Raw genomic sequence first — 23,939 nt, 5'->3', positions numbered from 1 at the left:
TCGGCTCAGTTGCCGCTGCCGGGCACCAGGCGGCGCTGTTTCACGGCGTTGGCCAAAGTTTCCAGGATGCCGATCGAGTCGTCCCAGCCGATGCAGGCGTCCGTGACGGACTGGCCGTAGGTCAGGTCTTCCACCGGCGTGCCCTGCACGTGGTCCTGGCGGCCGGCGATCAGGTGGGATTCCACCATCACGCCGATGATGCGGCGGTCGCCGCCGGCCATCTGGCGAGCGATGTCCTCGCAGACCGGCATCTGGTTCTCGTGCTTCTTGCTGCTGTTGGCGTGCGAGGCGTCGATCATCAGGCGTGCGGCCAGGCCGGACTTCGAGATCGCGTCGCAGGCTTCCTGCACGCTGGCGGCGTCGTAGTTCGGCGCCTTGCCGCCGCGCAGGATGATGTGGCAGTCCTCGTTGCCCGAGGTCGACACGATGGCCGAGTGGCCGCCCTTGGTCACCGACAGGAAGTGGTGCGGCTGCGACGCGGCCTTGATGGCGTCCACGGCGATCTTGACGTTGCCGTCGGTGCCATTCTTGAAGCCCACCGGGCAGGAGAGCCCCGACGCCAGTTCGCGGTGCACCTGCGATTCGGTCGTGCGCGCCCCGATGGCGCCCCAGCTGACCAGGTCCGCAATGTACTGGGGGCTGATCATGTCCAGATATTCCGTCCCCGTCGGCACGCCCATTTCGCTGATGTTCAGCAGCAGTTCGCGGGCGGTGCGCAGGCCGTCGTTGATCTTGAAGCTGCCGTCCATGTGCGGATCGTTGATCAGGCCCTTCCAGCCCACCGTGGTGCGCGGCTTCTCGAAATAGACGCGCATCACCACCTCCAGCTCGCCGGCGAAGCGGTCGCGCTGCACCTTGAGCAGCCTGGCGTATTCCAGCGCCGCCTTGGTGTCGTGGATCGAGCACGGGCCGATGATCACGATCAGGCGGTCATCCATGCCGTGCAGGATGCGGTGCATGGCCTGGCGGGCGCCGTAGATCACGTCGGACGCGGCTTCCGAGCAGGCGAACTCGCGGATCAGGTGCGCCGGGGGCAGCAGTTCCTTGAGTTCTCGAATACGCAGGTCGTCGGTGTTCTTCAGCATGATGGCTCCGGGTTCTTGTGAGGTGTGGATTCTGTTGGAATGGTGCGTCGCAGTCGTGGCGGGAATAAAAAAACCGCCAGGGTTGCTGGCGGTTTCTTTTGCATTCGGGGTCTGCTTACATCCGTCCCTCTCTATCCGCCAGCGGTGTGAGATGCCAAAAGAAGTAAAAGTAAAACTTGGCGGTCATGGCGGAAATCGAAGTGGGCAGGGTCAGCTTGTGTCGGTTTTACGCGGATGCGTGACATTTATGCTGCGGCGCGTGATCGAAAGGCATTTTATTGCGCCGGGGTCTGTCAAAGGCCGGGGTGCAATCGCCGCGTGCGCCGCAACGAAGCATCTTTATATCGCTTTTCCGGAATGGTTGCAAGCGGCAACTGCATCGCATTTAAGCGAATGCAGAGCATTCCGCCTGCCTATATTGGAATCGGACGCCTGGGATGGGCGGGCGCCCCCGACAAGAATCCACATGGGGGAAGCGATCATGGCAGTCGATGAAGCAAGGCTCAATGCCTTCATGGGGCAGTTCGTCCAGGATCTGGGCGCGGTGATGCACGCCGCCACCGTGGTGGTGGGCGACGAACTGGGGCTCTACAAGGCGCTGGCGGAGAAGCCGATGACCGCCGACACGCTCGCCGCCAAGACCAGGACTGATCCGCGCTACCTGCGCGAGTGGCTGTCGGCCCAGGCGGCCAGCGGCTACGTGGAGTACGACCCCGGCCAGGACACCTTCTGGCTGACCGAGGAGCAGGCGTTCGCGCTGGCGCAGGAGGGCAGTCCGGCGTTCATCCCGGGCGCGTTCCAGATTGCCGTGGCGCAGTTCCGCGCGATCCCCCGCATGCTCGACATCTTCCGCAACGGGCGGGGCCTGGGCTGGCACGAACATGATCCGTCGCTGTTCCATGGCACGGAGCGGTTCTTCCGGCCCGGCTACGCGGCCCATCTGGTGGACGAGTGGATACCGGCGCTCGAAGGCTTGGCGGCGCGGATGGAGGCGGGCGCCACCGTGGCCGATGTCGGCTGCGGCCATGGCGCCTCGACGATCATCATGGCGCAGGCGTTTCCGGCCTCGACTTTCCGCGGCTTCGACTACCACGAGCCGTCGATCCGCTATGCCACGGACGCCGCCCGGCGCGCCGGCGTGGGCGATCGTGTCACGTTCGAAGTGGCATCGGCCAAGGATTTTTCAGGAAACGACTATGACCTCGTGGCCGTGTTCGACTGCCTGCACGACATGGGCGATCCGGTCGGCGCCGCGCGGCATATCCGCCAGACCCTGAAGCCGGACGGCTGCTGGATGATCGTCGAGCCGTTTGCAAACGACAACCTGCAGGACAATCTGAATCCGGTGGGAAGGGTGTTCTATTCGGCGTCGACGTTCATCTGCACGCCGGGTTCCCGCGCGCAGGAGGGCGCGATGTGCCTGGGCGCCCAGGCGGGCGAGGCGCGCATGCGCGGCGTGACGGAGCAGGGGGGATTCGGGAGCTTCAGGCGGGCGGCGCAGACGCCGTTCAACCTGGTGTACGAGGTGAGGCCGTAGGGGGATGTTTCGCTCCCCTCTCCCGCGAGCGGGAGAGGGGAGCCAAACAAAAGGGTGGGTGAAACGCTTACGCCGTCCCGCCCACCGTCATGTTCTCGATCCGCAGCGTCGGCTGGCCCACGCCCACGGGCACGCTCTGGCCTTCCTTGCCGCAGACGCCCACGCCCGAGTCCAGGCGCATGTCGTTGCCGATCATCGTCACGTCCTTGAGCGATTCCGGGCCGTTGCCGACCAGCGTGGCGCCCTTGACCGGGTACGTGATCTTGCCGTCCTCGATCATGTAGGCCTCGCTGGCCGAGAACACGAACTTGCCGTTGGTGATGTCCACCTGGCCGCCGCCGAAGTTCACGGCATAGAGTCCGCGCTTCACGCTGGCGAGGATTTCGGCCGGGTCCTTGTCGCCGTTGAGCATGTAGGTGTTGGTCATGCGCGGCATCGGCAGCGCGGCGTAGCTCTCGCGGCGGGCGTTGCCGGTGACCGGCATCTTCATCAGGCGCGCGTTGAGCGTGTCCTGGATGAAGCCGGTCAGGATGCCGTCCTCGATCAGCGTCGTGCACTGCGTCGGGTTGCCTTCGTCGTCAAGGTTCAGCGAGCCCCGGCGGTTGGCAATCGTGCCGTCATCCACCACGGTCACGCCCTTGGCGGCCACGCGCTCGCCCATGCGGCCGGCGAAGGCCGACGAGCCCTTGCGGTTGAAGTCGCCCTCCAGCCCGTGGCCCACGGCCTCGTGCAGCAGCACGCCGGGCCAGCCCGGGCCGAGCACCACGGTCATCGCGCCGGCCGGGGCCGGGCGGGCTTCGAGGTTGACCAGCGCCGACGACACGGCCTCGTCCACATACTTGCGCAGCAGTTCGTCGGTGAAGTAACCGTAGGCGTAGCGGCCGCCGCCGCCCGACGAGCCGATCTCGCGGCGCCCGTTCTGCTCGGCGATGACGGTCACGCTCACACGCACCAGCGGGCGCACGTCGGCGGCAATCACGCCGTCGCTGCGCGCCACCAGCACCACGTCGTATTCGCCAGCCAGGCCGGCCATGACCTGCACCACGCGCGGGTCCTTGGCGCGCGCCATCTTCTCGATCTTTTCCAGCAGCGCCACCTTCTCGGTGGCGGTCATCGAATCGAGCGGATCGTTCGGCGTGTACAGGTTGCGCCCCGTCTGCGAGGCCAGCGCGCCGGCCACCTTGACGCGGCCGCTGCCGGTCTTGCCGATCGTGCGCGTGGCGGCCGCCGCCTGCGACAGTGCCGCCAGGCTGATGTCGTCCGAATAGGCAAACGCCGTGCGGTCGCCCGAGACGGCGCGCACGCCCACGCCCTGGTCGATGCTGAAGCTGCCAGACTTGACGATGCCTTCCTCAAGGCTCCACGCCTCGTTGCGCGTGTGCTGGAAGTACAGGTCGGCGTAGTCCACCTTGTGGGTGAAGATGTCGGCCAGCACGCGCTGGAGCTTGGCCTCGTCGAGACCGTACGGTGCCAGCAGCAGTTGCTGCGCGGTGGCCAGGTTGCGGATTCCGAGATCGCCGGCGTTCATGATTTTCCTTGGTCTTTCACCCCGTGGCGACCTGGCCACGGCGGCATGCAAACGTTGAAACGTAATGTCCTGAATCCTACAGCACGCGATGGCGCAGTGCCGGCAGGTTCTGACGCACCTCGGCCAGCCGGGCCGGGTCGATGACCCCCGCCACCACGCCTTCGCCCTCGGGCAGCACGCCCATCAGCTCGCCCCACGGGTCCACCAGCATCGAGTGGCCCCAGGTGCGCCGGCCGTTCTCGTGCTTGCCGCCTTGTGCCGCAGCCAGCACATAACACTGGTTTTCGATGGCGCGGGCGCGCAGCAGGATTTCCCAGTGGGCCTGCCCCGTGGTGTAGGTGAAGGCGGCCGGCATCAGAATCAAGCTCACGCCCTGGCCGTCGCGGCCGGCGCCCAGGCCGCGGTACAGCTCGGGAAAGCGCAGGTCGTAGCAGACCGACATCGCCACCCGGCCGCACGGTGCGTCGAAGGCCACCGGTGTCTTGCCGGCCAGGATCGTGCGCGCCTCGTCGTAATTCTCCTCGCCCCGGGTGAAGCCGAACAGGTGGATCTTGTCGTAGCGCGCCACGCGCTGGCCGTGCGGATCGAACGCCAGCGAGGTGTTGTAGACGCGCTTGTCGTCGCCGCACCACATCGGCAGCGTGCCGCCCACCAGCCACATCCGGTGGCGCCGGGCGGCGTCGGCCAGAAAGCGCTGCACCGGCCCGTCGCCGTCCTGCTCGCGGATGGCCACCTTGTCCGATTCGTGCCGGCCCATCATGGCGAAGTACTCGGGCAGCAGCGCCAGCTGGGCGCCGCCGCGCGCGGCCTCGGCAATCAGTTCGTCGGCCCGTGCCAGGTTGTCGTCGGGCGACGTGCCCGTCACGGTCTGGATCGCGGCAACGTGGAACGGCGAGCGGTGCGTACCGGGCGGGCTGGACGGATGAGCGGTCATCGTGGGTTCCTGGAGCATCGGAGCGAGAGGGCGGGCCGGATCGACGGCCCCGGGCCGCCTAGCGCGGGTACACGCCCGAGCGGTCGAGGATCGGCGGCTTGCGCGGCTCATTGTCCTCCACTTTGGCCACCTTGGGGTCGGCCCACGAGCCGCTCACATGGTAGTGCTGGGTGAAGACCTTCGAGAACTCGTCGGCGAACATCAGCTGCGCGGCCAGCGTGCCGATGCCGAGCACCGGGTTGATGAACGCCGCCGCCACCGAGGTGGTGGTGGCGTTGATGCGCGGCGTCACGGACACGTTCAGGTCCTGGGTCTCGTGCAGCAGGTCGGCCGTGCCGCGCATCGACGCCACGACCTGGCTGCCCTTGAAGCTGAAATCGTCGATCTTGCCCACCCCGTTCTCGATCGTGCCCGCGCCGCTGATGTCGTCGAACACGATGCCCTTGCTGGTCAGCGAGCGGAAATCGAGCGTGGCAAAGCGCAGCAGGCTCTGCAAGCTCAGCACGCCGAGCAGCCGCGCCGCGCCCGGGTCCACGCTGAGGATCTGGCCGTTTTCGAGCTGCAGGTTCAGCTTGCCGGACAGCGTCGGGTAGTCGATCGACATCGGCGAGCCGCGCCACGCAATGCGGCCTTCGAGCGTGCCCTTGCCGTCGCGCACCGTGTGCGCCATGCCCATGCGGTCGAGCACGTCGCCGGCGTTGCGGATGTCGAGCTTGAAGTTCAGCAGCGTGCGGCGGCCCTCGGTGGGCGACGTCGCGCCCTTGGCGGCCGCCTCGCGCAGCCGGCGCGGCAGCCGCCAGCTGCCGTTGCCGGTCAGCGTGGCGCCGGGCTGGGCGATGGTCAGGCTGTCGAGCGTCCACACGGGCTGGTTGTCGGCGTGGCTCGTGTGGGCCTTGACTTCGAGCTTGCCGAAATCGCGCCCGTGCAGCACGAAGCGGTCCACCACCAGGTCCAGCGCCGGCATTTCCTCGACGCTGCGGGTGATGGCCTCGGCCGAGTGGCCGTCGTCGACGGCGTCGGGAATCTCCAGGTGCGTCAGCCGCACCGACAGCGCGCCCGAGGGGCTGCCGGCGTCGCGCCGCCACTGGCCCGTGCCGGCCACCTGGCGCGAACCGAGTTGCAGGTTCCAGCCACCGGACTGGCGGTTGGCCTCGATCGTCACGTCATCGATGCTGCGGCCGAACGCGTCGAGTGCCTTGGTGCGGACATTGATGCGCTCGGGCAGGAACGGCGACGAGCGGTCCACCTCGCCAGCCGGCCGGCGCTCCTCGCCGCCGGGCCCGGCGAGCAGTCCACGCCAGGCATCGACATCGAGCCGCTCGGCACTGACCGCGAGCGCCACGCCGCCGGACGGCTGCGGCGCCGCCTGGCCAATGCCGATGCCGCCCGACACCACCTCCACGGATTCGCCCCGGCGCAGCAGGTAGCGCGCGCTGTTGGCGCTGCCGAGCTGGACCGAGAGTTCGTCGAGCCCGGCGGCCCCGGTGCGGGACGCCACGGGACGCAGGTCCACGCGTAGCGGCATGTCCTGCGTGGCCGTCTTGCCGAGCGGGGCGGGCAGGTTCAGCGCCAGCCCGTTCAGTTCGGACGAAACCTGCACCTGCAGCCGCTTCTCGCGCACGCCGATCACGGCCGAGTAGGGCGTGGTGCCCTCGATGCGCGCCCCGGGCGCTTCGGCGCCCAGCGCCTCGCGCAGGCCCTGGGCCGTGGCGGTGCCGCCCACGGTCACGTGCGTGGTGCCGTCCGGCTGCGTGCCGCCGGCAATGCGGGTCTCGCCGCCCAGGAAGCGGGCGCGGACGCCGTTGAGCTGGAAGCCGTGTTCGTCGAATGCCACGGCGCCGGTAGCCCCGTGGAGCGTGGGCAGTTCCGGCATCAGCGTGATGTCGTTGCCCGGGAAGCGGAACTCGCCGTTGACCTTGGTGCCGGCTGCGTGGGCGAGCGGCAGGTCGAGCTTGAGCCTGAGGTCGCCATGGCCGGGCGCGCGGGCGTTTTCGGTGATGTTGCCGGTCCAGCCCTTGACCGGGGTGGCGGCCACGAAGCGCAGGAACGACTGCACCGGGCCCGTGGCCGAGCCGTCCAGCTGCAGGCGGCCGTGGTCGCTGAGATCGTCGATCTGGCCGCTCACGTCGCGCAGCATCACGCCCGGAACGCCCCGCACGCCGGCCTGCTTCGCCACGAACGACATCTTGCTGCGCTCGAACAGCAGATGGCCCGAGATGTCGGTGAAATCGGGCCATGCCGTGCCGCCATTGGCAGTGCCGGCACTGCCGGCACCATTGGAAACCGTGGCGGCGCTGCCGCCCACATTGGGGCCGTGCTCGTGCGGGGCAATCTGGTAGCTCACGTTGCGCACCGGCACTTCCACGCGGAAATCGCCGGCGCGGGCGAACGGCGGATGGAACGGGAAGTGGTGCAGGTCGCCCTTGACGAGGAATTTCACGTCATGGGCCTCGCCGCCCACCAGCGCGCCTTCCAGATAGTGGCGCGTGGCCGGCATCGTCGTCGGCAGGTAGCGGGGGATGCGGTTGGCCTGGGCGCGGTCGAGCTGGCCGGTCAGGTCCGCGATGCCGCTGGCGCCGTCGCCGCCGGCCCGCCAGGAGCCGCGCACCGAGCCCGCCGTATCGGCATTGGCGAACCGTATGCCGTCAGAGCGGACCACCAGATGCTCGCCCTCGTGGGTCCAGCGCACTTCGCCGCGCAGCGAGTCGAACGGCACGCGCGGATCGTCGAACACGCCCGGGAAGCTCAGCGTGGCGCCGCTGCTGTCCACGCGGGCGCTGCCCTGGCGGTCGTCGAAGCTGAACGTGCCCGAGAGCCGCGTGAAGCCCGGCATGCCCGTGTGTGGCTTGCCGTCCGGCCCCACGGCCGGCACGGCCGGCTGGCTGTTGACCGAGACACCGCGCAGCGTGCCCTGCACGGTGTAGTGCGGCGCGCCCGGCGTGCGGCCGAGCATGCCGGTGCGCTCGCGCGCCCAGCTGACATCGAGGTTGTCGATATGGCCGGCCGGCTGCAGCGCGCGCAACTGGCGCAGCACGGCCATGTCCAGCGGCATCGATGCCGCCAGCGCCCGCACCGTGTTCAGGTCGAACGTCGGCGCGCGCAGCGCGAACTTGCGCAGCCGGCCCGCGTCGTCGCGTGTCCAGGCGATGGTGACCTTGCGCATGCCCTCGCGCCACGAGGTGTCCGAGGCCGATGGCGGCCCGGCCAGCGGCTCGGCCTGCCAGAGCAGCGTATCGATCGTCAGCGTGTTGTTGCCGTTGCGGTCGCCGTTGTGCAGCAGCAGCGCCTGGGCGTTGGCCAGCCTGAGCGCCTCGGGCGCGCCCGAGAGGTGCAGGTCCACATCGGCGGCGCGCATCCGCAACTGGCTGCGCAGCACGTGCCCGCCCCGGAAATCGACGGTGCCGTCGGTGCTGAAGACCCCGCTGCCCACATTGTCGAAAATCGCCAGGTAGCGCTGCACCACTGGCAGTTGAACCTGGTTGAACTGCCAGCTGGCCTGGCCGGTCCAGTGCTGCCAGTTGCCGGCGCCATACAGATAGTCGTGCCGCAGCGTGGTCTGCACCACCAGCGGCTGCGGCGCCAGCGAGGCGCTGCGCGCCTCCAGCCGCAGCGTGTGCTGGGCGCCCCGGCGCTGCGACGTGAAGTGGATGTCCGCCACGTCGAGCTGCGGCAACCGGGCTTTCTCGTCCAGCCAGCGCAGGTTGCCGCTGACCAGTTCGATGCGGCCCTGCGACAGCAGCCAGTTCAGGAACGGGTCGTTGTCGTCGCTGCGCTTGTTGGCGTCCACCGGCACGCCGGCCACCAGCAACTGGCCTTGCGGGGTGCGCCGGATCAAGACATCGGTCCGGTCGGCGGTCAGGCTGGCAAATTGCAGCGCCAGCGACGGCACCGACTGCCACGACAGCTTGCCCTCCAGCGCCCCGGCGGCCAGCAGCGTGCGCTGCTGGCGATCCACCGCACGCACGTCGCGGGCGCGGAAGGCCGGGTGCCAGCCTTCCCAGTAGGTATCGAGCTGGCCGATCGTGAGCCGCGCCGAGAGCGCCGCCGACCCCTCGCGCTCCAGCCACTCGCGGGCCGTATGGGCCTGCGGCCAGAGCACGAAGCGGATCAGCAGCACGCCCACCACGGCCAGCGCGGCGAGCACCAGCAGCACGCGCACCAGCACGCGCCAGAGCCGGCCCCAGGCCGGATGGCGGGTCAGCGCGAGGGCCGCGCGCCCGGCGGCGCCGAGCAAGGCGAGCGCACGCACGCCGGCGCGCCGGCCACGGCCGGCGGCGGAAGAGGGGGAAGGGGAGGCAGCGGCCGCGGCGGCGGCACCGTCGGCGGCCGCGCCAGGGGGCGCGGAACCGTCGTGGGGGGCGGTGGGGCGGCTGGACATGCGCAGATTATCCGACAATACTAGCCGCTCTCCAAAGTGGTGCGGGCCGCGCCGCCGCAAGGTTCGCGGCGCTACCCAAACATGCAAAAGTAACTGGAATGACTGTCCCTGATCCGACGAGTTCCGCCGCGGGCCAAGCCCGCGCTCCGACCGACCCGCAGGGCGTGCAAAATGGCGCCGGCACCACATTGGACCTGACGCCCGAAGGCGCCGCGGGGCCCATCGGCAGCATGGCCCAGGGGGCTTTTGCCACCATGTCGGCGCAGGGTCTGACGCCGGTCGAAACCGAAGGCCACGTATTGTACTCGGCGGCGTACTCCCATTACGCGCGCCGTGTGCTGGCCGCGCGGCCTGGCGCGCCCGGCGTGGTGGCCGAGGCCGCGGTGGGCCCGATCACGCGTGACTGGATGGTGCAGCGCCTGCAGGTGCTGCAGGTGCCCTCGGCCGATGCCGAGGCGGCCGCCGCCCAGGCGCTGCGCCGCCTGCGTGCCGAAGTGATGTGCGTGGTGATCGAGCGCGACCTGCGTGGCCTGGCCACGCTGGGCGAGATTACCGGCGCCATGACCGATTTGGCCGAACTGTCGATCCAGCACGGCCTGCGCGTGCTTGGCGACGACCTGGGCGCCACCTACGGCCAGCCCACCGGCGCCCAGAGCGGCGAGGTGCAGGAACTGGTGGTGGTGGGCATGGGCAAGCTCGGCGGGCGCGAACTGAACGTGTCGTCGGACATCGACCTGATCTTCCTCTACGACGAGGACGGCGACACCCAGGGCGGCCGCCGCAGCCTGTCGAACCACGAATACTTCATCCGGCTCGGGCGGCGGCTGATCACGCTGCTGTCCGAGGTGACCGGCGACGGCTACGTGTTCCGCGTGGACATGCGGTTGCGCCCCAATGGCGACGCCGGCCCGCTGGTCTGCAGCTTCGGCATGCTCGAAGAGTATCTGGTGGTGCAGGGGCGCGAGTGGGAGCGCTACGCGTGGATCAAGGGCCGGGTGGTGTCCGCCATCGACACGCCGCACGCCCAACGCGCGGCCGCGCTGCTGGGCCGGCTGACCACGCCGTTCGTGTTCCGCCGCTACCTCGACTATGGCGTGATCGCCGCTATCCGGGCGCTGCACGCGCAGATCCGCTCCGAGGCTGCCAAGCGCAGCGGGGGGCTGGCCGGGCACGGTGTCAATCAGAAATCCTTCAATATCAAGCTTGGTCGCGGCGGCATCCGCGAGATCGAGTTCATGGCGCAGGTGTTCCAGCTGATCCGGGGCGGACAGGACCCGGCGCTGCGGGTGCGGCCCACGCTCGAAGTGCTCGACGTGGCCGTGGCGCGCAACCTGCTGCCGGTGGGGCAGGCCGGCGAGCTGGCCGACGCCTACCGCTTCCTGCGCCAGCTGGAGCACCGGCTCCAGTACCGCGACGACGCCCAGACGCACCATCTCCCGAATTCGGACGAGGAACGCCACGCCGTGGCGCTGATGATGGGCTGCGCCGACTGGCCGGCGCTGGTGGCCCAGATGGATACGCTGATGGCGCCGGTGGCCCAGCAGTTCGAGGCCACCTTCGCCGATCCGTTTGCCGATGACGAAGCGGCCCAGAGCGAGCCGCTGTGGCCGGCGCTGGTGCGCGAGGAAATGGCCTCGCGCGCAGCCCAGGCCAGCCCCGACGACGAGACCGACCCGCAGTCGTCGCCGTGCCAGGCGCTGCAGGCGGCGGGCTTTGGCGACTGCACCGGCCTCTATGACCGGCTGCGCGCGATCGGCACGTCGCTGCGCTATCGCGCGCTGTCCGAATCGAGCCGCAACCGCTTCGACCAACTCGTGAACCGCGCGCTGGACCTGGCCGCGAAGCAGGACGATGCCGATAGCACCATCGCCCGCTTCCTGGACTTCCTCGACGCGATCAGCCGCCGCGCGTCCTATCTGTCGCTGCTGTCCGAGTACCCGCAGGCCATGGACCGCGTGGCCCAGACGCTGCACGCCTCGCGCTGGGCGGCCGCCTATCTGACGCGCCACCCGCAACTGCTCGACGAACTGCTCGACAGCGATGCGCTGGCCGCCGCGCCGGACTGGGCGGCGTTCCGCGACCGGCTGGCCGAGCGGCTGCACGCGTCTGACGGCCAGGTCGAGACGCAGATGGACATCCTGCGCCGCGAGCACCATGCCGAGACCTTCCGCATCCTGCTGCAGGACCTGCGCGGCCTGCTGACGGTGGAGCAGGTGGCGGACCGGCTGTCGGACCTGGCCGACGCCATGCTCGAAGTCACGATGCAGGCGGTCTGGCGCCAACTGGCCACGCGCCACCGCGACACGCCGCGCTTCGCGGTGATCGCCTACGGCCGGCTGGGCGGCAAGGAACTGGGCTACGCGTCGGACCTGGACCTGATCTTCCTCTACGACGATGACCACGAGCGCGCCCCCGACGTCTACGCGGCCTATGCGCGGCGCCTGATCACCTGGCTCACGAGCCATACGGCGGCCGGCATGCTGTTCGACGTGGACACGCGCCTGCGGCCGAACGGCGCCGCCGGGCTGCTGGTGACGAGCTTCGATGCGTTCCGCCGCTACCAGCTGCGCGAGGGCGACAACACCGCGTGGGTCTGGGAGCATCAGGCGCTCACGCGGGCACGCTTCGGCGCGGGTGACCGCGAGATCGGCAACCGTTTCGAGGATCTGCGCGAGGAGATCCTGCGCCAGCCGCGCGACGCCGCCGCGCTGCGCGAGGAAATCGTGCAGATGCGCGCCAAGGTGGCCGAGGGCCACCCGAACCCGACGCCGCTGTTCGACCTCAAGCACGACCGTGGCGGCATGGTCGATATCGAGTTCACGGTGCAGTACCTGGTGCTGCTGCACAGCGGCGCGCACCCGGAGCTGACGCGCAATGCCGGCAACATCGCGCTGCTGCGCATGGCGGGCGTGCTGAACCTGATCGATGCCGGGCTGGCGCTGGCCGTGGGCGATGCCTACCGCGTCTTCCGCGCCCGCCAGCACAAGCTGCGGCTCGACGGCCACGATCAGGCCCGCGTGCCGCCCGACAGCGTCAGCGAGCAGACCGCCCCGGTCCGCGCGCTCTGGCAGGCCGTGTTCGGCGCCCGCTGAGGATGGTGCTGCCCGAACCGACCTCGCCGCCCCCCACGAGACTGCCCGGCTGGCCCGCCATGCTGGCGGCGTCGGCCGCCGTCGCCGCGCTGGCCGCGGCGTTCACGTTCGTGCCGTGGCTGCACGCGCACGGGATGTACCTGCGCCACGGGGTGCGCTTCGAGGGTGAGTGGTGGCGCGTGCTGACCTCGATGTGGGTGCATCTCGGATGGAAACACTATCTGGCCGACGTGGCCGCCACGGTGGGGTTGCTGCTGCTGGCCGGCCGCGTCGCGCGCATCCGCGAGATGCTGGCCGTGCTCGTGATCTGCGGGCTGGTCGCCCAGGTGGCGCTGCTGCGCATGCCGGCGGTGGGCTGGTACGGCGGATTGTCCGGCGCGGCCCACGGGCTGGCGCTCTGGACGGCGCTGCGCCTGCTGCAGGAGGCCGGCTGGCCGCGCGTGATCGGCGTGGTGATCGCGGTGGTGGTGCTGGGCAAGGTCTGGACCGAACAGTCCTGGCTGGCAGCACTGGTCTTCGACCCGTCCTGGGGTTTCAACGTCGCCCGCGGCGCCCACGCGGCCGGTGCAATGGCAGGTTTGGGATGCTGGCTGCTGCAGGAGTGGTGGTGGCGGCGTCAGTAGCCACGTGGTTGGCTCCCCTCTTCCGCATGGCGGGAGAGGGGAGCCAACCCGCAGAAACTCAGAAAACTACTATCCTCGCCGGCGCGTCACGAAGCCGGCAATCCCAACCAGCAGCAGCACTGCCGCGCTCCACGGCGCGAAGGCGCCACCACCGCCGCCGCTATCGCCTGCGGTTGCAGGCGGCGGCGCCGCGTTGCTGCCCGTCGCCGGCGGAGTCGGTGCCAGCGCCAGCGCCGCGTCGGCGTCCAGCAGGCCGGCGCCGCACTTGCCCGCGTTGACGCTGGCCGTGCAGTACGTGTTCGCCGGATGCGCACGGGCCGATGCCTTCAGCACGGCCGTCACCTGGGCCGGCGTCAGCGAGGGGTTGACCGCCAGCATCATCGCCGCCACGCCCGAGACCATCGGGGCGGCGAAGCTCGTGCCGGCCGAGTTGCGCGAGATCGTGTAGGCCCCCGGCGACGCCGCGCCGTCGTTCGACAGCGTGGTGATGCCGAGCGGTCCGCGCGAGGCGCAGGTGGTGATGCCGCCTGACTCCACAACTTTCGAAGTGCCGCAGCCGCCGCCCGGCGCGCTGATCGCGATTTCCTTTCCAACGTTGGCGTAGCTCGCGTTCTCGCCGTCGTTGGCATGGGCCGTCACGGCGATCACGCCGCTGCAGTCTGCGGGGGATTCCACGGCGCTGCCTTGATTGCCAGCCGCCGCCACGACCACCACGCCGGCAGCGTTCAGATCGTCGACGGCCTTCTGCTCAGGCGAGTCCTTGCAGCTCCCGCCGCCCAGGCTGATGTTGATCACCTTGGCCGGCGTCGGATTGTTGGGCACGCCCGGCACGTTCAGGCCGCCGGCCCAGCGCATGGCATCCACCGTATCGGACAACAGCGCCCCGCAGCGCCCCGACACCCGCACCGGCTGGATACGCGCCGACCAGTCCACGCCGGCAATGCCGAGGCTGTTGTTGGTTGCCGCCCCGAGCACGCCCGCCACGCGCGTGCCGTGCCAGGTGCTGGTGCGATCGGGGTCGCCGCCGCCGGGGCAGGTCTCGCCCGTTGGCACGTAGTCCCCCGGATCGGTCGGATCGCTGTCGCGTCCGTCGCCATCGACCGAAACCGTCGTGGTGGAGATGAAGTCGTAGCCCGGCACCAGCCGCCCGGCCAAATCCGGATGGGCGAGGATGCCGGTGTCCACCACCGCCACCACGATGCTGCTGCTGCCGCGCGAGCGATCCCAGGCGCGGGTCAGGTTGGCGGCGCCGGTCAGCGATGCCGGCGTGCCCAGGTAGGGCTGGTTGACGGCGAATTCGGGGTCGTTCGGCGTGGTGTCATGCAACTGCAGCCAGCGGTCGGGCACGGCATCGGCCACGCGGGGGTCGTTGCGCAGCCGCCTGGCGACCAGTTCGGGCGACTCCCCGCGCGCATCCTTGACGGTCAGCAGTTGCGAGCCGCCGCCCATCGGCCGCCTGACCGAGAGCGTGAGGCCGGTATTCGAGGCCACGCGTTTCATGCGCGAGGTGTCGGCCTGGCTGTCGACGGTCTGGCTGCCATCGCGCCAGCGCACGATGTAGTTGCCGGTGTAGCGCGGGGCAGGGCGGGCCTGCGCGGCGCTGGCATCGGCCTGCGCGTGGGCGGCCGGGGCAAGGGTCAGCGTGGCGCCCAGCGCCAGCAGCACGGCCGGCAGCAGCAGGATGGGGCGTGAAGGACGCGAAAGCGAATGGAAAACGGGCGGAACGTACGGCATCTGGACTCCTGGGAAGATCGCGTCAAACGAACTGCTGAGGAATACCGGTGCTCCGGTTATTGGTTCTTATATTGGTTCTCGTCAGGTCATTAACGGCCGGCGCCGACCGGGATTGAGGCGCCGGACACGTCAACTGGCGGGCATGTCGCGGCCGGTCGGCCGGCTGCGGTGCGGCTTGAGCATGCGGTCCGGCGTGGCCGATTCCACCCGCGGAGCGGCCTGCAGCGTCGCCACCGCCTGGTCCAGCGTGACGTCGGCCGAGGTGGTGATCGCCGTGACCAGCCAGACGCCGCCGGACATCGGCCGCTTGACCACGTAGCGCACCGGACCCGGCACCGTGGCCAGCAGCTTGCCGGCGTCTTCCGACACCACCACGTCGGGCGGCGTGAACTTGACGAGGATGTCGCCGAGCGCCCGGTCGTCGGTCAGGCTGCCGCGCGGCGGGGCGAACGATTTCGACTCCGAGGCGCAGCCCGAGAGGGCGGTGAGGGCCAGCGCGGCGAAGGCAGTCACGGCTACCGAGCGCGGCAACTGGCGGAAGGTCGATGGCAGCTTGCCATGGGTCATCGGTTTGAAACTCCTGTATGTTCAGCCGGCCGCGCGGCGCGGCTTGCGGCCGCCGCCCTCGCGCGGCGCGTTGGCGGCTTCGTCGGCCGGCGCGGCCTGGCTGGCGAGCCGGCCCTGCGCGAGCATTTCCTCGGCATGCTGCAGCGTGGTGGCCGTGACCGTCGCGCCGCCCAGCATGCGCGCGGTCTCCTGGATGCGTCCCTCGGCGTCGAGTGCGCGGATGCGCGAGCGCGTCACCGCGCCGTGCTTGTCCGCGCGGCTCTCCTTGCTGACCAGCAGATGGGTGCCGGCCTGCGCGGCCACCTGGGGCAGGTGGGTCACGCACAGCACCTGGCGCGCGCGGCCCAGTTCCTGCAGGCGCCGGCCCACCACCTCGGCCACGGCGCCGCCGATGCCGGTGTCCACCTCGTCGAAGATCAGCGTCGGCGTGGGCGCCGCTTCGCTGGTGATCACGGAGATGGCCAGGCTGATCCGCGCCAGTTCGCCGCCCGACGCCACGCGGGCCAGCGCACGCGCGCTGACCCCGGCATGGCCGGCCACGAGGAATTCGATCTGTTCGAGGCCGTGGCTCTGGCCCTCTTCGAGCGGGTTCAGCGCCACGGCAAACGTGCCGCCAGCCATCGACAGGCCCTGCATGGCCTCGGTCACGGCCTTCGACAGCGCCTCGGCGGCCACCTTGCGCGCGGCCGACAGGTGTTGCGCCAGCGTCAGGTACGCGGCGCGGGCGGCGGCCTCGCGCGCCAGCACCTTGTTGATGTCCTGCGCGGCCTGCAGGTCGTCAAGCTGCTGCTTGCGGGCCAGCAGTTCGTCGGCCAGTTGTTCGGGTGGCAGCCGGTACTTGCGCGCGGTGGTGTGCAGGGCCTGCATGCGGGCCTCCACGGCGGCGAGCCGCTCGGGATCGAGTTCGAGCCGGTCGACGTAACGGTTCAGCGAGTGGGCTGCTTCCTCCACCTGCACCAGCGCCGGTTCCAGCGCCGCCAGCACGTCGCGCAGGGCGGCGTCGACATCGGCCAGCTGCTGCAGCCGGTGCACCACGCCGTTGAGCACCGAGGCCACGGCGCCGTCGGATTCCGACAGGGCATCGAGCGCCGCGCGGCTGCCGTCGATCAGGCCGGCGGCGTGCGACAGCCGGTTGTATTCGGACTGGATCTCGTCCCACTCGCCGGGCTGCGGCGCCAGCTTGTCGAGTTCACCGACCTGCCATTCCAGCCGTTCGCGCTCCAGCTGCATCTCGCGCGACTGGTGCTCCACGGCCTCGCGCTGCTTCACGCAGACGCGCCACGCGCGCCAGGCCTCGGCCACGGCGCCGGCCTGCTCGGTCAGCCCGGCATGGGCGTCGAACAGGTGGCGCTGGGCGTCCGGGCGCAGCAACTGCTGGTGGGCGTGCTGGCCGTGGATATCCACCAGTTGCTCGCCCACCTCGCGCAGTTGCGCCAGCGTGGCCGCGGCGCCGTTGATGAACGCCTTGCTGCGCCCGCTGGCGTCCACGGTCCGGCGCAGCAGCACAGTGTCGTCGTCGCCGGCCAGTTCGCGCTCGGCCAGCCAGGCGTCGAGCGCCGGGTGGGTGTGGAACGTGGCGCCCAGGCTTGCGCGGGCGGCGCCCTCGCGCACCACGCCGGCATCGGCGCGCTCGCCCAGCACCAGTGCCAGCGCGTCGATCAGGATCGACTTGCCCGCGCCGGTTTCACCCGTGAACACGGTGAAGCCGCTCGAAAAATCGAGGTCGAGCGTATCGACGATGACGAAGTCGCGGATGGACAGGCTGCGCAGCATCTTGGGCGGTGGGCTGGGTGGGGTCGGATCGGGGTGGCGGGGCGGAAGGGCCGGCGGGTGCGCAAGGACAAGCCTTACAGCCGGTTGTCCTCGGTCGGGAATTCGTGCCAGTGCAGTTTCTTGCGCAGCGTGGCGTAATAGTTGTAGCCCACCGGGTGCAGCAGGCTCACGGTCTTGGCCGAGCGGCGCACCACGATGCGGTCGCCGGGCAGCAGCGAGGCCAGCGACTGCATGTCGAAGTTGACGCTGACATCGCGTGCGCTGGCCACCTCGATCGTGACCTCGGCATCGTGCGGCAGCACGATCGGGCGGTTGGACAGCGCGTGCGCGGCAATCGGCACCAGCACCATGCCGGACAGCGTGGGATGCAGGATCGGCCCGCCGGCGGCCAGCGCGTAGGCGGTGGAGCCAGTGGGCGTGGACACGATCAGGCCGTCCGAGCGCTGGTTGTACATGAAATAGCCGTCCACCGAGACCGCCAGTTCGACCATGCCGGAGATGCCGGAGCGGTTGACCACGACGTCATTGAACGCCAGCGCCGAGAAAATCACCGTATCGTCGCGGATCACCCGCGATTCGAGCAGCATCCGCGATTCGGCCTCGTACCGTCCGGCCAGCATCTCGGGCAGGGCCGTGGTCACGTCTTCAAGCGGGATGTCGGTCATGAAGCCCAGCCGGCCGTGGTTCACGCCGATCACCGGCACATCGTGCCCGGCCAGCTGGCGCGCCAGGCCCAGCAGCGTGCCGTCCCCGCCCAGCACCACGGCCACGTCCGCCTGGCGGCCGATTTCCTCGGCGGTCAGGGCCGGGTAGCCGGTCAGGCCGGTAGCCAGCGCGGTGGCGCGTTCGAACACGACATCCTGGCCGTTGCGGGAGATACACGACGCCAGCTCTTCGAGCGGGCCTTCGATGCCGGCGGTCGAGTGCCGGCCCACCAGGGCGACGGTCTTGAACGGGGCGCGCGTGGCGCTGGTCTTTGAGGGGGCAGACATGGCGGGATTAGACCATACCGGCGTGACCATTGTCAGCCTCGGGCCGTGCCCGCGCGCCGTGCCGCCCGAACCGCGCAGATTTGATTAGAATCGGGGCATCATGGACGAACGTTCGAAAACCCTTCTCAAGACCCTGATCGAGCGCTACATCGCCGAGGGGCAGCCGGTCGGCTCGCGCACCCTGTCGCGGTACTCGGGGCTGGACCTCTCGCCGGCCACCATCCGCAATGTGATGTCGGATCTCGAGGAAATGGGGTTCATCGCCAGCCCGCACACGTCGGCGGGGCGGATTCCCACGCCGCGCGGCTACCGGCTGTTCGTCGACGCCATGCTGACCGCCCGCCCGCTCGATGGCGAGGTGGTGCTGCCGGCCGAGCTGGCCGGGCTCAAGGACCAGATCCAGGGCCAGATGGCCAACCAGCAGCTCGGGCCCCAGCGCATGATCACGGCGGCCGCCCATACGTTGTCGAACCTGTCGCAGTTCGCCGGCGTGGTCATGACGCCCCGGCGCGCCCAGGCGTTCCGCCAGGTCGAATTCATGCGATTGTCAGACAAGCGCATCCTGCTGATCATCGTCAGCCCGGAAGGCGACGTCCAGAACCGCATCATCCAGACCGAACTATCGTATACCCCGGCCCAGCTGATCGAGGCCGCCAATTTCTTCAACGCGCACTACGCGGGCATGAGCTTCGACGCCGTGCGCGATCACCTGCGCGTGGAACTGCAGGCGCTGCGGCGCGACATGTCGTCGCTGATGCAAGCGGCCGTGGAGGCTGGCAGCAGCGCCATGGCCGAGGACAACAGCGAGCAGGTGTTCATCTCGGGCGAGCGCAAGCTGCTGGAGGTGGAAGACCTGTCGTCCAGCATGGACAAGCTGCGCCGGCTGTTCGACGTTTTCGAGCACAAGACCAGCCTGCTGCAGTTGCTGGACGTGTCCAGCCACGCCCAGGGCGTGCAGATCTTCATCGGCGGCGAGAGCCAGCTGGTGCCGCTTGAAGACATGGCGGTGATCACCGCGCCGTACGAGGTGGACGGCCAGATCGTGGGCACGCTCGGCGTGATCGGCCCCACGCGCATGGCCTACGAACGCGTGATCCCGATCGTCGACATCACCGCGCGCCTGCTGTCCAGCGCGCTGAGCCAGAATTAGGCCAATCCCCAGGCGCCCCCGGAGTTGCAACGGACACCCCATGACGTTTTCGCCTGAACCGGCCTACCAGCACGGCCACTCGCCGCGCACCGCAATCCTGCTGATCAACCTCGGCACCCCCGACGCCCCCACGCCCGCGGCGGTGGGGCGCTACCTGAAAGCCTTCCTGTCCGACCCGCGCGTGGTGGAAATCCCGCGCCTGGCCTGGCTGCCGATCCTGTACGGGCTGATCCTGCCGTTCCGCTCGCGGGCCTCGGCGCTCAAGTACGAGTCGATCTGGCTGCGCGAGGCCCATATGACGGGTTCGCCGCTGCTGGTGCATACCGAGCGCCAGGCGCACGCGCTGCAGCTGCTGATGCAGAAACTGGGGCATGACGTGACGGTGGCCTGCGCGATGCGCTACGGCAACCCGTCGATCGAGTCGGTCATGGAGGCGCTGCGGCGCCAGGGCACCGAACAGATCCTGCTGCTGCCGCTGTACCCGCAGTTCTCGGGCACCACCACGGCCACCGCGTTCGACGAGGTGTTCCGCGTGCTGGGCGGCTGGCGCAACCAGCCCGAACTCCGGCTGGTGAAGCATTTCCACGATCACCCGGCCTATATCCGCGCGCTCAACGAACAGGTGCGTGCCTACTGGCGCCAGCACGGCGTGCCTGATTTCGCGCAGGGCGACCGCCTGATCCTGTCCTTCCACGGCCTGCCGCGCCGGCTGCTGGACCTGGGCGACCCGTACCACTGCGAATGCCTGAAGACCGGGCGGCTGCTCGGCGAGGCGCTGGGCCTGCAACCGGGCCAGTACCAGGTAACGTTTCAGTCACGTTTCGGCAAGGCCGAATGGCTGCAGCCCTATACAGCTCCGACCCTGGCCGAACTCGGCAAGGTCGGCACGCAGCGCGTGGACGTGTTCTGCCCCGGCTTTCCGGCAGACTGCATCGAGACGCTTGAAGAAATTGCGATGGAAGGCCAGAACGACTTCCGGCTGGCCGGCGGCAACGACTTCCATTTCATTCCATGCATGAATGATTCGGAGGTCTGGATTGCCGGCCTGGCCGATATTGCCCTGCAGCATCTGCAGGGCTGGCCGCTGGCGCCGCTGCATGCGCATGAGATCGAGGCGCGCCGCACGCGTGCCCATGCGCGCGGCGCGGCGGCCTGACCGCAGCAAGCAGGAGGCAGGACATGCAGGTGGATTTCGACGCTGGCGCGCGCATGCGCATCGACAAATGGCTCTGGTGCGCGCGCTTCTTCAAGACGCGCTCGCTGGCGGCCGATGCCGTGGAGCGCGGCAAGGTCACGGTGAACGGCCAGGCGGTCAAGAACTCGCGCGAGGTGAAGCCGGGCGATCGGGTCGTGCTGGAGGCGCACCAGCAGCGCTGGGAGGTGGAGGTCAGGGGCGTGCCGGCCTCGCGCGGCGCGGCGCCCATCGCGCAGACCACGTACGAGGAAACGCCCGAAAGCCAGTCCCGGCGCCAGGCCGACGCCGAGCGGCGCAAGCTGCAGCCCGAACCGGCGGCGCAGTTGCAGGGCCGTCCGACCAAGCGCGACCGGCGCCGGATCGACGACTTCCGGCACTGATTCAGGGCTGGTGGTTAGCGGACGTAGTGGACGAGGTAGTGCTTGAACACGGCCTTGCCGCTGCCATATTCGGTGTCGCGGGCGCTGACCGCTTCGGACAGGCAGATGAATACCGTCATGGCCGACAGTGCGGCGATCAGGCATACGGTCACGACTGGCAGCTTGTGCATGGTGCGCCTTCCCCAGGATGCATCGAATGGATCCACCTCGGCTCCCGTTATTTTTGTCATTTTTCCTGCATGAATCTTAGTGTTTGCGATGCAGCAAGGCAATGAACACTCCGCCTCATGAAACCCGCCCTTTGTAACGGCGTATTTCTGCGTCCCTGAACCGCCACTCTTGAAAAACCGGGGTGGCGTCGCCAAGTCGGCTAGACTTGCCCGTTGATGTCCGAACGGCATCGAACCATTCCCCGGCCTGCCGGCATCGCCCGGCAGGCTTGTTTCAGCTTTTGATACGAATCGACATGGAAGAACAGAATCTGACGCCGAATCCGAACATGCAGCCGCCGGCCGATGACGCCGCCCGCGCGCAGGCGCCCGACGCTGCAGCCGGTGCCGATGATGTGGCGCGCCTGACCCAGCAGGTGGCCGAACTGGAAGCCAAGGCCAAGGAGCACTACGACATGTTCCTGCGCGCCACGGCCGAGGGCGAGAACATCCGCCGCCGTTCCCAGGACGAAGTGTCCAAGGCGCACAAGTTCGCCATCGAGAGCTTCGCCGACAACCTCGTGCCGGTCATGGACAGCCTGCAGGCCGCGCTGGCCGACAACAGCGGCGATGTGGCCAAGCTGCGCGAAGGCGTGGAACTGACCGCCCGCCAGCTGGCCGCCGCCTTCGAGCGCGGCAAGATCGTCGAGGTCAACCCGGTGGGCGAGCGCTTCGACCCGCACCGCCACCAGGCCATCTCGATGGTGCCGTCCGAGCAGGAGCCGAACACCGTGGTCAGCGTGCTGCAACGCGGCTACACGATTGCCGACCGAGTGCTGCGCCCGGCGCTGGTGACCGTTTCGGCGCCGCGCTGAGCGCTGGCCTGACCGCTGGCCGAATGACGATGTGAACGACGCCCGGTGGCTGCAAGGCCATCGGGCGTTGTCGTTTCTGGAGAATTTGTGATGGCTGACGCGCCCCAATCCGAGCAACCCACCCCACCCGATCACCTCGACCACCGCGCCTTCGACGCGCTCGCCATGCAGGAAGTGGACCCCGCCACCATCGACGCCGCCATTGCCGGCGAGGCGGGCAATGACGATCTGGTCTGCGTGTTCTTCTGGGGCGTGGACTGCTTCAACTGCGAAATGGCCAAGAAGGCGATGCTCGCCAATCCCGAGCCGATCCGGGCGCTGAACCTGCGCTGGCTGCACACCAACGTCTACGAGCACCCCGAACTGGGCCGACGCTTCGGCCTGCACGGCATCCCGGTGTTCATGTTCTTCCACAAGGGCAAGAAGCTGGGCCGCGCCACGGGCTGGCACGGCCACGGGCAGTTCGCGGCGGCGGTCGGCAATGCGCGGCTCAAGGCCGAGGGCAAGCCGCTGGCCGGCTGAACGGTCGAGGCAGCGTCACCGGGACAGCGCGTAGCCGATCCGGAACTGCCACGGCGTCTTCTGGTTGTAGTACAGCAGGCTTTCGCCCCAGCCGTAGAAATAGCCGGCCATCAGGTAGCCGGCCGTGCCCGGCAGCAGGCGCGCCAGCGGGTAGGTCAGCTGGGCGTCGATGCTGCCATAGCCCTTGCGCGTGCCCTTGCGCAGCGTGGTGGCGATCTCCCACGAATCCGGACGGCCGTAGGCGATGTTCAGGTCCATGTAGCCGCGGTAGTGGGCAATGTCCTCGTTGTCGCTCTTGCCCACGTAGGCGTAGACCTTGGGCGCCACGCGCCAGTGCCAGTCGGTCTGGTCACCAAAGTACATCGTGGGCTTCACGAACAGCGTATTGACGGCGCGCGAGTTGTCGCCGTCGCGGCCATTGGATTCGTGCTCGAAACCGGTGGCGATCGACATCCGGCTGATCACGCTGTTCTTCACCCCCACGTCTGACAGGTAGTAATAGAGGCTTGGCCGGTAGTTCGTGTCCTTGAACGGCCGTGAGGCGCTGGCCAGATCCCAGAGCGAGAACTGCGTGTAGGCGAAGTAAAGGTTGTCGAGCACCGATTTCGAGTTCGGGTTCTCGCCCTCGAAGATCCGGTAGCGGAAGCTGATCTGGAACTTGGCGTTGGCACCGTTGTGCGCGCCGAACAGCAGGTACATCGGTTCGTTGAACGCCAGCCGCTGCGAGTCGCGGAGATCGGCCGGCACCGGCGCCGGCGCGGCGCCATCCGAGACCACGGGCGTCACGGCCTCGTCCGACATCGGCGTGCCCTGCGCGTTGGCCAGGTCGCGCTCGGTCGTGGTCGGCGCGCCAGCCGGAGTGTCGGTCGCCGTGGCGGGTCTGGCCACGATGACCGGCGCCGTGGGAGTGGCTTCGCCCGGCAGCGGGGCGCGGTTCAGCGTGATGGTGACCGGCGCCGCGTCGATGCCCGCCACGTCGAGCCGCACCATGCCGCGCAGCCCGGCAGGCCAGTCGGCGGTGTAGCTGACGGTGCGGTTGTCGCCACGCCGCAGGTTCAGGATGCGCGGGCCTTTGCCAGCCTTGTCCACCCGCTTCAGTTCCATCTTCACCGGCGCGGCCAGGTCGCCCACGGCCGTGACCTGCAGCGTGTCCGGCACCTCGTAGCGCCGCGTGTCGTCATCGGCGGTAATCAGCAGCGTCAGCGTGAGCGGCTTGGTGCCGTCGATGGCACGCGGCGGCTGCAGCAGCGCCACGGCACTGTGCGCCGCCAGCGGCGCCAGCAGCAGCACGGCGCCCGCCATGGCGGAAACGCAGCGCAGCGAAGGGGAGGCCGCGCGGCGCAGGCCGGCGCGGTCGGCAAAGGATTGGGGCATGGCGGGAAGCGCCGCGCAGCAGCGGCGGCACTACTGGGACAAAGATGCCGG

General features: G+C 69.2%; 18 protein-coding genes. 8 read left to right on the top strand and 10 right to left on the bottom strand.

Features of this window, described 5'->3' with window-relative positions:
• Positions 1 to 5 precede the first annotated feature (5 nt).
• Positions 6 to 1,085, bottom strand: coding sequence for a 3-deoxy-7-phosphoheptulonate synthase AroG (aroG, locus tag EV147_RS08220; protein WP_130390599.1), 1,080 nt, complete (start codon positions 1,083 to 1,085; stop codon positions 6 to 8).
• Positions 1,086 to 1,566: 481 nt separating this feature from the next.
• Between aroG and EV147_RS08215 the strand changes: the two genes are divergently transcribed.
• Positions 1,567 to 2,622 (top strand): class I SAM-dependent methyltransferase, encoded by a 1,056-nt coding sequence (locus EV147_RS08215; RefSeq protein ID WP_130390598.1) that lies wholly within the window; start codon positions 1,567 to 1,569, stop codon positions 2,620 to 2,622.
• 67 nt (positions 2,623 to 2,689) lie between these two features.
• Here the strand turns inward: EV147_RS08215 and tldD are convergent, their stop codons facing one another.
• From tldD to EV147_RS08200, 3 genes are all read right to left on the bottom strand, one after another.
• A complete protein-coding gene (tldD, locus tag EV147_RS08210) occupies positions 2,690 to 4,150 on the bottom strand; it encodes a metalloprotease TldD (RefSeq protein WP_130390597.1) in 1,461 nt (486 codons plus the stop codon).
• A 76-nt stretch (positions 4,151 to 4,226) separates the two neighbouring features.
• Positions 4,227 to 5,084: a carbon-nitrogen hydrolase family protein gene (locus EV147_RS08205; RefSeq protein ID WP_130390596.1), complete on the bottom strand. Its 858-nt coding sequence runs from the start codon at positions 5,082 to 5,084 to the stop codon at positions 4,227 to 4,229.
• 58 nt (positions 5,085 to 5,142) lie between these two features.
• Positions 5,143 to 9,462, bottom strand: a complete 4,320-nt coding sequence (locus tag EV147_RS08200) for a YhdP family protein (RefSeq protein ID WP_130390595.1) — start codon at positions 9,460 to 9,462, stop codon at positions 5,143 to 5,145.
• A gap of 230 nt (positions 9,463 to 9,692) precedes the next feature.
• Here EV147_RS08200 and glnE point away from each other — a divergent pair, with 230 nt between their 5' ends.
• Together glnE and rrtA are read left to right on the top strand one after the other, a co-directional pair.
• On the top strand, positions 9,693 to 12,554 hold the full coding sequence (gene glnE, locus EV147_RS08195) for a bifunctional [glutamate--ammonia ligase]-adenylyl-L-tyrosine phosphorylase/[glutamate--ammonia-ligase] adenylyltransferase (protein ID WP_407923218.1): 2,862 nt from the start codon (positions 9,693 to 9,695) through the stop codon (positions 12,552 to 12,554).
• Positions 12,555 to 12,556: 2 nt separating this feature from the next.
• Positions 12,557 to 13,177 (top strand): rhombosortase, encoded by a 621-nt coding sequence (gene rrtA, locus EV147_RS08190; RefSeq protein ID WP_407923205.1) that lies wholly within the window; start codon positions 12,557 to 12,559, stop codon positions 13,175 to 13,177.
• A 69-nt stretch (positions 13,178 to 13,246) separates the two neighbouring features.
• Here the strand turns inward: rrtA and mprA are convergent, their stop codons facing one another.
• From mprA to EV147_RS08170, 4 genes are all read right to left on the bottom strand, one after another.
• Positions 13,247 to 14,911 (bottom strand): MprA protease, GlyGly-CTERM protein-sorting domain-containing form, encoded by a 1,665-nt coding sequence (mprA, locus tag EV147_RS08185; RefSeq protein WP_130390593.1) that lies wholly within the window; start codon positions 14,909 to 14,911, stop codon positions 13,247 to 13,249.
• Between the two features lie 129 nt (positions 14,912 to 15,040).
• Entirely contained in the window at positions 15,041 to 15,478 is a 438-nt protein-coding gene (locus tag EV147_RS08180; protein ID WP_130390592.1) for a hypothetical protein, read from the bottom strand.
• Between the two features lie 21 nt (positions 15,479 to 15,499).
• Positions 15,500 to 17,251, bottom strand: a complete 1,752-nt coding sequence (gene recN, locus EV147_RS08175; protein WP_130390591.1) for a DNA repair protein RecN — start codon at positions 17,249 to 17,251, stop codon at positions 15,500 to 15,502.
• 74 nt (positions 17,252 to 17,325) lie between these two features.
• Complete coding sequence (locus tag EV147_RS08170; protein WP_130390590.1) at positions 17,326 to 18,243, bottom strand: NAD kinase; 918 nt, start codon at positions 18,241 to 18,243, stop codon at positions 17,326 to 17,328.
• Between the two features lie 100 nt (positions 18,244 to 18,343).
• Here EV147_RS08170 and hrcA point away from each other — a divergent pair, with 100 nt between their 5' ends.
• Genes hrcA through EV147_RS08155 form a run of 3 tightly spaced genes read left to right on the top strand, consistent with a single transcriptional unit; the run spans position 18,344 to position 20,968 of the window.
• On the top strand, positions 18,344 to 19,393 hold the full coding sequence (gene hrcA, locus EV147_RS08165; protein WP_130390589.1) for a heat-inducible transcriptional repressor HrcA: 1,050 nt from the start codon (positions 18,344 to 18,346) through the stop codon (positions 19,391 to 19,393).
• A 40-nt stretch (positions 19,394 to 19,433) separates the two neighbouring features.
• On the top strand, positions 19,434 to 20,549 hold the full coding sequence (gene hemH / locus EV147_RS08160; protein ID WP_130390588.1) for a ferrochelatase: 1,116 nt from the start codon (positions 19,434 to 19,436) through the stop codon (positions 20,547 to 20,549).
• A 23-nt stretch (positions 20,550 to 20,572) separates the two neighbouring features.
• Entirely contained in the window at positions 20,573 to 20,968 is a 396-nt protein-coding gene (locus EV147_RS08155) for an RNA-binding S4 domain-containing protein (protein WP_130390587.1), read from the top strand.
• Between the two features lie 14 nt (positions 20,969 to 20,982).
• Here EV147_RS08155 and EV147_RS26085 read toward each other — a convergent pair whose 3' ends face one another.
• On the bottom strand, positions 20,983 to 21,138 hold the full coding sequence (locus tag EV147_RS26085) for a hypothetical protein (RefSeq protein WP_198680189.1): 156 nt from the start codon (positions 21,136 to 21,138) through the stop codon (positions 20,983 to 20,985).
• A gap of 296 nt (positions 21,139 to 21,434) precedes the next feature.
• Here EV147_RS26085 and grpE point away from each other — a divergent pair, with 296 nt between their 5' ends.
• Complete coding sequence (gene grpE / locus EV147_RS08150; RefSeq protein ID WP_130390586.1) at positions 21,435 to 21,992, top strand: nucleotide exchange factor GrpE; 558 nt, start codon at positions 21,435 to 21,437, stop codon at positions 21,990 to 21,992.
• A gap of 90 nt (positions 21,993 to 22,082) precedes the next feature.
• Positions 22,083 to 22,514: a thioredoxin family protein gene (locus tag EV147_RS08145; RefSeq protein ID WP_130390585.1), complete on the top strand. Its 432-nt coding sequence runs from the start codon at positions 22,083 to 22,085 to the stop codon at positions 22,512 to 22,514.
• 15 nt (positions 22,515 to 22,529) lie between these two features.
• Here EV147_RS08145 and EV147_RS08140 read toward each other — a convergent pair whose 3' ends face one another.
• Positions 22,530 to 23,888 (bottom strand): phospholipase A, encoded by a 1,359-nt coding sequence (locus EV147_RS08140; protein ID WP_130390584.1) that lies wholly within the window; start codon positions 23,886 to 23,888, stop codon positions 22,530 to 22,532.
• Positions 23,889 to 23,939: the final 51 nt, after the last annotated feature.

It is taken from the genome of Cupriavidus agavae (assembly GCF_004217045.1).
In the GTDB taxonomy this organism is placed as follows: domain Bacteria; phylum Pseudomonadota; class Gammaproteobacteria; order Burkholderiales; family Burkholderiaceae; genus Cupriavidus; species Cupriavidus agavae.
Note: the sequence above shows the minus strand (reverse complement) of the source record. Positions and strands in the feature narration are given on the sequence as shown.